The sequence below is a fragment of the Dietzia sp. DQ12-76 genome, from assembly GCF_014145045.1.
GTDB lineage: Bacteria > Actinomycetota > Actinomycetes > Mycobacteriales > Mycobacteriaceae > Dietzia.
In genome coordinates this window covers 1-10870 of record NZ_JAALDV010000045.1, presented here as the reverse complement: position 1 = coordinate 10870, position 10870 = coordinate 1, and the positions used below count along the sequence as shown (strand labels likewise).

Here is a 10870-nt window from a genome sequence, read left to right as displayed (position 1 = left end):
TGGCCGAGAGGATGGTCCTCGAGCTCAAGGACAAGGTCGGGCCCGTACACGACGCCGACGGCAGCGCCGCCGGACCCGGGGTGTCCGCGGCCCCGGCGGCGACCGAGGTGGCCGGAGCGCTCGAGGGACTCGGTTTCTCGGCCACGGAGGCGGAGAAGACGGCGGCCGCCGTCCTGTCGGACGATCCGGACCTGGGTCCGGCGGAGGCCCTGCGTCTGGCACTGCGGTCGCTCGGTAGGCGCTGATGACCGGGCCGTACCGGGACGCGGACGGGAGCGAGGCGGAGGTGGGGTTGTCCGCCGCGTCGACCCCGTTCGACTCCGATGTCGAGGGTGCCCTTCGTCCGCGGAACCTCGGGGAGTTCATCGGTCAGGTGACGGTACGCGAGCAACTCGAGCTCGTTCTCACCGCGGCCACCCGGCGTGGGGTGGTCCCGGACCACCTGTTGTTCTCCGGCCCGCCGGGTCTGGGAAAGACGAGCCTGGCGATGATCGTCGCGGCCGAGCTCGGGGGATCGCTCCGCATCACCTCCGGCCCCGCTCTGGAACGCCCGGGGGATCTCGCCGCCATGCTCTCCAACCTCATCGAGGGCGACGTCCTGTTCATCGACGAGATCCACCGGATCGCACGTCCGGCAGAAGAGATGCTGTACCTCGCCATGGAGGACTTCCGGATCGACATCATGGTGGGCAAAGGGCCCGGCGCGACCTCCATCCCGCTGGAGATCGCCCCGTTCACACTGGTCGGCGCCACCACCCGATCAGGTGCGCTCACCGGCCCGTTGCGCGATCGCTTCGGCTTCACGGCGCACATGGACTTCTACACGGACGAGGACCTGGCCCGCATCGTCTCCCGGGCGGCCGAGATCCTCGAGATCCCGGTGCAACCGGACGCGGCGATGGAGATCGCCGGGCGCTCCCGCGGCACACCGCGGATCGCGAACCGCCTGCTGCGCCGCGTGCGCGACTACGCCGAGGTCCGGGCGGACGGGCGGGTCACTGTTCCGGTCGCCCGCGCGGCGCTCCGGGTCTACGAGGTGGACGAGCTGGGCCTGGACAGACTGGACCGTGCGGTCCTGCGCGCGCTGCTCGTCCAACATGAGGGCGGGCCGGTCGGATTGAGCACGCTCGCCGTGGCCGTGGGGGAGGAGGCGACCACCCTCGAGGAGGTCTGTGAACCGTTCCTCGTCCGTGCCGGTCTGCTCGCCCGCACGCCCCGTGGCCGGGTCGCCACCGCCGCGGCGTGGGAGCACCTGGGCCTGCGCCGATCGGACAGGGATCCGACCGAACCGATGCTGCCGGTGGAGACGGAGACGGGACCCGGCCCGCGCGGATGACCACCCGGGTGGCATCCTCGGACGAGACCGGTCCGACGCCCGGACCCGACACCTTCGGACCCACCGACGGGTCCCGACACGAGAGGACCCCCATGGGACTGGAACTCCTGTTGCCACTCATGATCATCGCGCTCGTCGCGCTGATGTTCTTCCAGAGCTCCAAGCAGCGGAAGGCGATGAAGGACCTGCAGGAGATGCAGGCCTCACTCTCGGTCGGTGATCAGGTGCTCACCACTTCCGGGCTGCACGCCACGGTCGTCACGGTCGGCGAGGAGACCCTGGTCCTGGAGATCGCCCCCGGGGTCCGGACGCAGTGGGACCGTCGGGTGATCCGCGAGAAGCTCGACCCCGGCACGACCCCCGGATCGTCCACCGGAGAAGACGGCGCTGATTCCGGACGAGGGGCTACCGGCGAGTAGTGTGATGGGGCCGTCCAGCCGGAGGCCCCTGCAGAAGACCGAGAGAGATCACCCGTGTCACCAGTCCGTTCTCGGCGTGTAGACGCCCGCCCCAGGCCCTGGGCACTGCTGTCCTCGTTCTGCGTGGTGTTCTTCATCCTCTTCCTCGCGGCGTTTGCCGTCGCCGATCGGGGACTCGCACCCAAGCTCGGCATCGACCTGCAGGGCGGGACCCGGGTCACGCTGATCCCCATCGGACAGCCCGACGAGCAGGACCTGCGTCTGGCCCAGGACATCATCCGCGATCGCGTCGACGGCCTCGGCGTGGCCGGGACCTCGGTGGTCATCGAGGGCAGCAACATCGTCCTCACGGTCCCCGGCGAGGACTCGAGCCAGGCCCGGGACCTCGGGACCACCTCGCAACTGACGATCCGCCCCGTCCTCGAGGTCCAGCCGGTCGCCGAGGGGGACGTCGAACCCGTCGATGCCGCGGTCGGTGACCGAGAGGCGGTCGCCCGGGCGGTGGAGGAGGCCCTCGAGGTACGACAGGGCGACCCCGAGGAACTCATCCAGCGTCTGCCTGAGTTCCGGTGCCCTGAACGAGAGATCACGGCGGGATTCGAGGATCAGTCCCAGGCGTTGATCGCGTGCGGAGAGGGCGCCAAGTACGTCCTCGGCCCCGTCCCGTTGCTCGTCGGCGAACCGGAGGACGGTGAGCGCCTCGACGGCCAGCAGATCGTCAAGGACTCGGTGAGCTCCGGCTTCAGCCAGCAGGCCGGTCAGAACGAGGTGTCGTTCCGGTTCAACGCCGGACCCGGACAACAGGGCAGCGCCACCTGGTCGCGCCTGACCCAGGAGTACCTGCAGCGCCAGATCGCCATCCTCCTGGACGGCGAGGTGATCAGCGCGCCGGTGGTCCAGGGGGTGACCCCGGTCGGGTCGGCCACGTCGATAACCGGCAGTTTCACCATGGACGAGGCGGCGACGCTCGCCGGGAACCTCCGGTTCGGCGCCCTGCCGATCTCGTTCGAGGACCCGAACGTCGACAACGTGCCCGCCTCGCTGGGTCTGGCCTCCCTCGAGGCCGGCCTGCTCGCAGGAGCGATCGGTTTCCTGCTGGTGCTGGTGTACACGGTGCTGTACTACCGGTTGCTCGGCGTGATCGCGTTCTTCTCCCTCGTGATCTCGTTCCTCGTCACCTATGTGATGCTCGTGTTCCTCGGGTACACGGTGGATTACAGCCTCGACCTGGCCGGGGTGGCGGGCCTCATCATCGGTATCGGCATGACCGCGGACTCCTACGTCGTGTTCTTCGAGAGGATCAAGGACGAGCTCCGCGACGGTCACCGGTTCAGATCCGCGGTACCCAGAGCGTGGAAGAGCGCCAGTCGCACCATCATCACCGGCAACGTGGTGAGTCTGATCGGCGCCGTGGTGCTGTACCTGCTGGCCACCGGAGAGGTCCGCGGATTCGCCTTCACCCTGGCACTGAGCACCGTCATGGACGTCCTCGTCGCCTTCACCGTCCTGTGGCCGCTGGTGTACCTGGCCTCGACCAAGCCGTTGTTCACCAAGCCGTGGGCCAACGGCCTCGGCCGGATGGAGTCCCTCCGGGCCGACTCCGCCGAGCGACGCCGCCACGAGCAGGACGCCGAGAAGGACGGATCCGATCCGGGCTCCGAGCGCGGCCGAGGCGTGTCCGCCACCGTGCGGGGCCCGGATGGGCGACCCACCGATCCGGGGCCGGCGTCCCCGGGCGTGACGATGATCCTGCCGCGCCGTGACGACTCCGAGGAGGAGGGCCGATGAGCGCCCCGGGAACGATCGACTCCGACGGCACGGCGGGTCCCGACCAGCCGGAGAGCCTGTTCAACCGTCTCTACACGGGGACCGGCGCGTTCCCGATCGTGCAGCGCCGCCGCCTGTACTTCCTCCTGACCGGGGCGATCGTCGCGATCTGCCTCGCGAGCATCATCTTCCGGGGGTTCACCTTCGGGATCGACTTCACCGGCGGCACCAAGTTGACGATGCCGGCGGGGGATGCGGACACCGGCCGGGTTGCCGCCGTCGTCGAGGAGACTCTCGGTCAGGAGCCCCAGACGGTCCAGATCGTGGGAGCCGGCAACGCGCGCATCGTCGAGGTGGAGACCGGCTTCCTCACCAGTGACGAGATCTACGCGACCAAGCTCGCGCTCGTGGAGGAGTTCCAGCCCGTCGCGGCGAGCGGCGAGGTCTCGATCGAGGCCGTCGGCGACTCCGCGCGCAGCGAGAGCTGGGGTGGACAGGTCACCCAGCAGATGATCATCGCCCTGGCGGTCTTCATCGTGATCGTGTTCGGCTACATGGCGCTGCGCTTCGAGTGGCGGATGTCGGTGGCCGGCGTCGTCGCGCTCTTCTTCGACGTCATCACCACGGCGGGCGTCTATTCGCTCCTGGGATTCGAGGTCTCACCCGCCACGGTCATCGGCCTGCTCACCATCCTCGGTTTCTCCCTCTATGACACGGTCATCGTGTTCGACAAGGTGGACGAGAACACGCGCGGCAGCAAACACTCCTCGAGTAGCACCTACGCCGAAGAGGCGAACCTCGCGGTCAACCAGACGCTCATGCGATCGATCCACACCACCACCATCGGCATCCTCCCGTTGCTGGCGTTGCTGGTGGTCGCGGTGTGGATCCTCGGGGTGGGCACGCTGCTCGACCTCGCCATCGTCCAGGTCGTCGGCATCATCACGGGCACGTTCTCGTCGATCTTCCTCGCGACCCCGCTGCTGGTGTGGCTCAAGGAGTTCGATCCCGCCACCAAGCGCCAGACCGCCAAGGTCCTGGCCCGCCGGGAGAAGGCCGGGGCCACCGCATGAAGGGCCACGGGACCTCGGGTGTGTCCCCGGGGGTCGTGGCCGCCGTCGAGCGCCTGATGCGCCGGGTCGAGGACTTCCCGGTGGCCGGCGTCCAGTTCTGTGACCTCACCCCCGTGCTGGCCGACCCCGAGGGTTTCGACGCCGTGGTGGCGGGCCTCGCCGCGGGTCATGAGATCGGGTCGGTGGACTACGTGGCAGGGCTGGACGCGCGTGGCTTCCTGCTCGCCGGGGCGGTCGCGTTGCGGCTGCGCACCGGCGTGCTGGCCATCCGAAAGGCGGGCAAACTCCCACCGCCCGTGCACTCGCGCTCGTACGAACTCGAGTACGGGGCGGCGACGCTCGAGCTCCCCGCCGACGGCCTCGACCTCAGTGGCACGCGGATCCTCGTGGTGGACGACGTCCTGGCCACCGGCGGCACTCTCGGAGCGGCCGTCGGGCTCCTCGACGACTGTGGCGCCGTGGTGACCGGCCTGTCGGTGGTGCTCGAAGTACCCGGGCTCGGGGGTAGGGATAGACTGTCCGGCACACCGCTGACCTGCCTCACGGTCGCGTGACCACCGCCCGTCGTTGACGGACCGGACATGGAGGGAGAAGCCGGAATGACCGATCGGCAGGATCCCACAGCGAACATCGGAGCCGGCCCCCAGCCCGCACCTGCGGAGCAGACCCGGTCCAGCACCCAGCCCAACACCCAGCCCCTCCCGGTGATCCCGGGCGCCCGCCCGTCCGCCGGCCGTCGCGTCCGGGCCAGGTGGGCCCGGCGCCTCACCTCGGGGTTGACGGTGACGTCCACTCCCGCGGTCCTGGAACCCCTTGTCCGGGTGCACCGGATCCACCACGCCAAAGCCGACGTGGCGCTGCTCTCGCGTGCCTACGCGCTCGCAGAACGCCAGCACGAGGGCGTGTTCCGGAAATCCGGCGACCCCTACATCACCCATCCACTGGCGGTGGCGACCATCTGCGCCGAGATGGGCATGGACACCACCACCCTCGTGGCAGCGCTGCTGCACGACACCGTGGAGGACACCGACTACTCCCTCGAGGCCCTGGCCTCGGATTTCGGTGACGAGGTCGCACACCTCGTCAACGGGGTCACGAAGCTGGACAAGGTCGACTTCGGCGAGGCGGCCGAGGCCGAGACGATCCGCAAGATGATCATCGCGATGGCGCATGATCCGCGGGTGCTGGTGATCAAGGTCGCCGACCGCCTGCACAACATGCGGACCATGCGATTCCTGCCGCCGGAGAAGCAGGTCAAGAAGGCCCGCGAGACCCTGGAGGTGATCGCGCCTCTGGCCCACCGTCTCGGAATGGCCACCGTGAAGTGGGAACTCGAGGACCTGGCCTTCGCGATCCTGGAGCCCAAGAAGTACCAGGAGATCGTGCGACTGGTCGCCGATCGGGCGCCGAGCCGGGACGTCTACCTGGGAACGGTGATCACCCGGGTCAGGGCCGAGCTGGAGAACGCCCACATCCAGGCCCGGGTCGAGGGCCGACCCAAGCACTACTGGTCGATCTACCAGAAGATGATCGTCCGGGGACGCGAGTTCGACGAGATCCACGACCTGGTGGGCATCCGCGTGCTGTGCGAGGACGTCCGGGACTGCTACGCCGCGATCGGCGTGGTGCATTCCGCCTGGAAACCGATGCCGGGGAGGTTCAAGGACTACATCGCCCAGCCCCGCTTCGGCGTCTACCGCTCACTGCACACCACCGTGATCGGTCCCGACGGCAAACCGTTGGAGATCCAGATCCGGACCCACGAGATGCACCGGAACGCCGAGTACGGGATCGCCGCGCACTGGCGGTACAAGGAGACCCGCGGCAAGCACCACGGCGATCCCGCCGAGGTGGACGAAATGGCGTGGATGCGCCAACTGTTGAGCTGGCAGCGGGAGGCCGCCGATCCGGGGGAGTTCCTGGACTCCCTGCGGTTCGAGATGACCAGCAAGGAGATCTTCGTCTTCACGCCCAAGGGCGACGTGATCAATCTCCCCGTCGGTGCGACACCGGTGGACTTCGCCTACGCCGTCCACACCGAGGTCGGTCACCGGTGCATCGGTGCGCGGGTCAACGGCAAGCTCGTCGCGCTCGAGAGGCCCCTGGAGAACGGCGAGGTCGTCGAGGTCTTCACCTCGAAGGACCCCAACGCGGGCCCCAGTCTGGACTGGCAGAAGTTCGTCGTCTCGGGCAGGGCCAAGAGCTCGATCCGGCAGTGGTTCGCCAAGGAGCGGCGCGAGGAGGCCCTCGAACGGGGCAAGGATCTCATCACTCGGGAGGTACGCCGAGGCGGGGTGCCCGTCCACCGGGTCTTCTCCAACGAGTCACTGGCGGGCGTCGCACGTGAGTTGGGTTTCGCCGACGTCACGGCGCTCTACACGGCGATCGGGGAGAACCACGTCTCCGCGAAGCACGTCGTGGGTCGGCTCGTCGCGGCCCACGGGGGGGTCGACGAGGTCACCGAGGAGCTGGCGGACCGTTCGCGGGACAAGAACATCACCTCGAACCGACCGGCGCCCCCCGGTCCGGGGATCCTGGTGGGCGGGGTGAAGGACGTGCACGCCAAGCTCGCCCGCTGTTGCATGCCGGTCCCCGGGGACGAGGTGCTGGGGTTCATCACCCGCGGTGGGACCGTGAGCGTCCACCGCACCGACTGCACCAACGCCTCCGACCTGCACAGGGAGCCCGAGCGACTGGTCAAGGTCGAGTGGGCACCCCAACCCGGGGCGGTGTTCCTGGTGGCGATCCAGGTGGAGGCGCTCGACAGACACAGGCTGCTGTCGGACGTGACCAAGGTGCTGGCGGACGAGAAGGTCAACATCCTGTCCGCGTCCGTCCAGACGGCCGGCGACGACCGGGTGGCGATCTCGCGGTTCACCTTCGAGATGGCCGATCCCAAACACCTCGGACACGTCCTGCAGACGGTCCGGGGCGTCGAGGGGGTCTTCGACGTCAACCGGATGACGTCGAACTGAGCCGGGAGCCCGGTCGGTCCGGCCGCCGACCACGCCTCGGCGGGCGGGCCGGCCCCCGACTCACCTGTCGGGGAGTCCTGACTGGGCGTCGACGACCACGGACTCGATGGTGACGGGACGCCGCGGCACCTGGTTGTCGCGGTCCGTCGGATCGTCGCTCTTCACGCCGGTCTCGGCGATGTCGTCGAGCACCTCCAGCCCCGGTTCACCGACCGTTCCCATGACGGTGTACTCCGGCGGGAGCGCCGAGTCCTCGTACACCAGGAAGAACTGGCTCCCGGCACTGTCGGGCGCCTGCGACTTGGCCATGGCGACGGTTCCGCGGGGGTAGATGGCGGCACCCGACCCGTCGGCCGCGAGTTCGAGGGTGTCGGGCGCGGGCGGCTCGTCCACCACGGAGTACCCGGGCCCGGACAGCCCGGTCCCCGTCGGGTCGCCGCACTGCAGCACCGACAGTCCGGGAACCTCCTCCGGGCCGGTGGTCTCCTCCGCCACGGTCAGACGGTGGCACTCGGTGTCGTCGAAGTACCGCTGCTCGGCCAGGTGGACGAAGCTCGCGACGTTGCAGGGCGCGCCGGAACGATCGAGCGTGAGGGGGATCTGGCCGCGGTCGGTGGTGATGGTCAGTTCCGCGGTTCCCCGGCGGGCCTGGTCACCCGACGGCGGCTCGGCCTCGCGCCTGTTCTCGTTGACGGTCTCGACCTGCGCGTTGAACTCCTCCACCTCGGCCACCACCTCGTCGCCCTGGTCCTCGAACTCCGCGGGGTCGAGCGGTTGGGGGGTCTCGGTGTCAGCGGGGTACTCGCAGGTCAGCCAGTTGGCCGCGTACTCCTCCGCGCGCTTGCGGTCGTAATTGATCCAGGCGACCACCCCGACGATCCCCAGCAGGACCGCGACGACGACCGAGGCCGCCACGATCTTGAGTTGCTTCTCGCGACGGGCCTGCGCCTCCATCTGCTCGCGCAGGCGCTGGCGCGCCTCGGCTCGGCGTTCCTGGTTGGTGGACACTGACCCTCCTGGGTACCTGGACTAGGCTGGAACAGTCGGCTGGAGCCGCGGTGGGGCCGAAGCGAGCAGACCACAGCGCTCCAGCCCAGGGGTCTTGTCTACCAGGTCGAGGCGAGACGGTTGCACACCACTCCGGTGTGCGGCCCAGTCGGCCCGGGGCCCTGCGACGGAGCCCTCGGGCCATCGAGGAAGGGAGCGCGGGACGTGCAGATCATCGGATTCCCGGCAGGGATGTTCCAGACCAACTGCTACATCGTGTCCGACGCCGCAGGGGACTGCGTCATCGTCGACCCGGGCCAGGACGCCGAGGACCAGGTGCGCCGCCAGGTGTCCGAGGCGGGGCTGCGGCCACGGGCGGTACTGCTCACCCACGGTCACCTGGACCACATCTGGAACGCCCGGCAGGTCGCCGATCATTACGGTGTGCCGGCGTACATCCACCCGGAGGACCGCGTGATGCTCTCCGATCCGGGCAAGGGACTCTCGCTCGACCTGTCCGCCATGCTCAAGGGCGTCACCTTCACCGAGCCGGCGGAGGTCGTGGAGGTGTTCGACGGCGACACCCTGCGATTCGGGTCGATGACCTTCGACGTGGACCACGTACCCGGACACAGCCCCGGGTCGGTGTCCTTCCGGATCGTGGCCGACACAGAGGAGGGGCGGCGGACCATCGTGCTCGGCGGCGACGTGCTGTTCCGGGACGGGGTGGGTCGCACCGATCTTCCCGCGGGCGACACCGATGTGCTGATGCAGTCGATCGCCAAGAAGTTCCTCACATTGGACGACGACGCGGTCGTGCTCCCCGGCCACGGCCCCTCGACCACCGTCGGCCGGGAACGGCGGTCCAACCCGTTCTTACGCGACCTCTAGACCCCCGCCCCCCGATCCACCCACCGACTACACGCAAGGATCCACCACACGTGACCGGCACTCAGAAGAAGACCGCGCTCAAGGCACCGAAGGGGGTGCCGGACTACGTCCCCCCGACCTCGGCCGGGTTCGTCGCGGTCCGGGAGGCGATCACCTCGGCCGCCCGGCGGGCGGGGTACGGGCACATCGAGCTGCCGATCTTCGAGGACACCGCGCTGTTCGCCCGCGGCGTGGGTGAGTCCACCGATGTCGTCTCCAAGGAGATGTACACGTTCTCCGATCGCGGCGGCCGGAGCGTCACCCTCCGGCCCGAGGGGACGGCCGGGGTCATGCGTGCGGTCATCGAGAACGGCCTGGATCGCGGGCAGCTTCCCGTCAAGCTCTGTTACGCCGGCCCGTTCTTCCGCTACGAACGTCCCCAGGCCGGGCGGTACCGCCAGCTGCAGCAGGTCGGCATCGAGGCGATCGGGATCGACGACCCCGCCCTCGACGCCGAGGTGATCGCGGTGGCCGACGAGGCGTTCCGCTCCCTCGGGTTGACCGGGTTCCGACTGGAGCTCACCTCGCTCGGAGACGAGACCTGCCGCCCCGGGTACCGGGAGCGGCTGCAGGCCTTTCTCGCCGGGCTGGATCTCGACGAGGCCACCCGGGAGCGCGCCCGGATCAACCCGCTGCGCGTGCTCGACGACAAGCGCCCGGCGGTCCGTGCCCAGCTCGCGGACGCCCCGCTGATGATCGACCACCTCTCGGACCAGAGCGCCGCCCACTTCGCGGAGGTCCGGTCGCACCTCGACGCACTCGGCGTTGCCTATGAGGTCAATCCCCGGATGGTCCGCGGCCTGGACTACTACACCAAGACCACGTTCGAGTTCGTCCACGACGGACTCGGCGCCCAGTCCGGGATCGGGGGCGGCGGGCGCTACGACGGACTGATGGAACAGCTCGGGGGGCAGGACCTGTCGGGCATCGGATTCGGCATCGGCGTGGACCGCACGATGCTGGCGCTGCAGGTGGAGGGTATCGACCCCACCGTCGGCGGCCGGGTGGACGTCTATGGCGTGGCGCTCGGCGCTCCGGCCAGGGCCGCGATGGTGCCCGTCCTGGCCGGGTTCCGTCAGGCGGGTCTGCGCGCCGACATGGCCTACGGCGACCGCGGCATGAAGGGGGCGTTCAAGGCCGCCGACAGGTCAGGGGCCGCGGTCACCCTCGTGGTGGGTGAGAACGAGTTGGCCTCGGGCACCGTGGTGGTCAAGACGATGGCGACGGGCGAGCAGAACGCGGTCCCGGTGGACTCGGTGGTCGACCACGTCACGGGGCTCGTCGCCCGCTGAGCGCCGACGGGGATCGCGACACCCGCGGACCGGAGGTGCCGCACGACCGGATCGATCCGGCGGGACCGTCCGCGCCGGGCGTCGGCCGCAG

General features: G+C 69.4%; 9 protein-coding genes and 1 pseudogene. 9 read left to right on the top strand and 1 reads right to left on the bottom strand.

All coding sequences use genetic code 11. The features are described from left to right. The 7 genes and pseudogenes from G6019_RS02400 to G6019_RS02370 all read left to right on the top strand — a co-directional run. Nucleotides 1-245, top strand: a pseudogene (locus G6019_RS02400) (Holliday junction branch migration protein RuvA); the annotation flags it as partial. Further along, nucleotides 245-1336, top strand: coding sequence for a Holliday junction branch migration DNA helicase RuvB (gene ruvB / locus G6019_RS02395; RefSeq protein ID WP_107756548.1), 1092 nt, complete (start codon nt 245-247; stop codon nt 1334-1336). The pseudogene G6019_RS02400 and the gene ruvB, both read left to right, overlap by 1 nt. 92 nt (nt 1337-1428) lie before the next feature. After that, nucleotides 1429-1755 carry a preprotein translocase subunit YajC gene (gene yajC / locus G6019_RS02390; protein WP_107758097.1) on the top strand — a complete coding sequence of 109 codons (327 nt, stop codon included), beginning with the start codon at nt 1429-1431 and terminating at the stop codon, nt 1753-1755. Between the two features lie 123 nt (nt 1756-1878). After that, the gene (gene secD / locus G6019_RS02385; RefSeq protein WP_228548830.1) at nt 1879-3543 is read left to right on the top strand and encodes a protein translocase subunit SecD; all 1665 of its coding nucleotides are present in this window, start codon (nt 1879-1881) and stop codon (nt 3541-3543) included. After that, nucleotides 3540-4595 (top strand): protein translocase subunit SecF, encoded by a 1056-nt coding sequence (gene secF, locus G6019_RS02380; protein WP_107756547.1) that lies wholly within the window; start codon nt 3540-3542, stop codon nt 4593-4595. Before secD ends, secF begins: the two co-directional genes overlap by 4 nt. Then, nucleotides 4592-5149 carry an adenine phosphoribosyltransferase gene (locus tag G6019_RS02375; protein WP_107756546.1) on the top strand — a complete coding sequence of 186 codons (558 nt, stop codon included), beginning with the start codon at nt 4592-4594 and terminating at the stop codon, nt 5147-5149. Before secF ends, G6019_RS02375 begins: the two co-directional genes overlap by 4 nt. Before the next feature lie 45 nt (nt 5150-5194). Next, a complete protein-coding gene (locus G6019_RS02370) occupies nt 5195-7570 on the top strand; it encodes a RelA/SpoT family protein (protein WP_182613632.1) in 2376 nt (791 codons plus the stop codon). Nucleotides 7571-7630: 60 nt separating this feature from the next. On the opposite strand, the gene G6019_RS02365 is transcribed toward G6019_RS02370, so the two are convergent. Beyond that, nucleotides 7631-8578, bottom strand: a complete 948-nt coding sequence (locus G6019_RS02365) for a peptidylprolyl isomerase (RefSeq protein WP_107756544.1) — start codon at nt 8576-8578, stop codon at nt 7631-7633. 204 nt (nt 8579-8782) lie between these two features. Between G6019_RS02365 and G6019_RS02360 the strand changes: the two genes are divergently transcribed. Beyond that, the gene (locus G6019_RS02360) at nt 8783-9448 is read left to right on the top strand and encodes an MBL fold metallo-hydrolase (RefSeq protein ID WP_182613633.1); all 666 of its coding nucleotides are present in this window, start codon (nt 8783-8785) and stop codon (nt 9446-9448) included. 50 nt (nt 9449-9498) lie between these two features. After that, complete coding sequence (hisS, locus tag G6019_RS02355) at nt 9499-10779, top strand: histidine--tRNA ligase (RefSeq protein ID WP_182613634.1); 1281 nt, start codon at nt 9499-9501, stop codon at nt 10777-10779. The last annotated feature ends 91 nt before the right edge of the window (nt 10780-10870 follow it).

What these genes read in the sequence shown, in the direction of transcription:
- yajC (WP_107758097.1), top strand. Translation starts at nt 1,429, where the DNA reads ATGGGACTGGAACTCCTGTTGCCACTCATGATCATCGCGCTCGTCGCG.
- ruvB (WP_107756548.1), top strand. Translation starts at nt 245, where the DNA reads ATGACCGGGCCGTACCGGGACGCGGACGGGAGCGAGGCGGAGGTGGGG.
- G6019_RS02375 (WP_107756546.1), top strand. Translation starts at nt 4,592, where the DNA reads ATGAAGGGCCACGGGACCTCGGGTGTGTCCCCGGGGGTCGTGGCCGCC.
- G6019_RS02370 (WP_182613632.1), top strand. Translation starts at nt 5,195, where the DNA reads ATGACCGATCGGCAGGATCCCACAGCGAACATCGGAGCCGGCCCCCAG.
- secF (WP_107756547.1), top strand. Translation starts at nt 3,540, where the DNA reads ATGAGCGCCCCGGGAACGATCGACTCCGACGGCACGGCGGGTCCCGAC.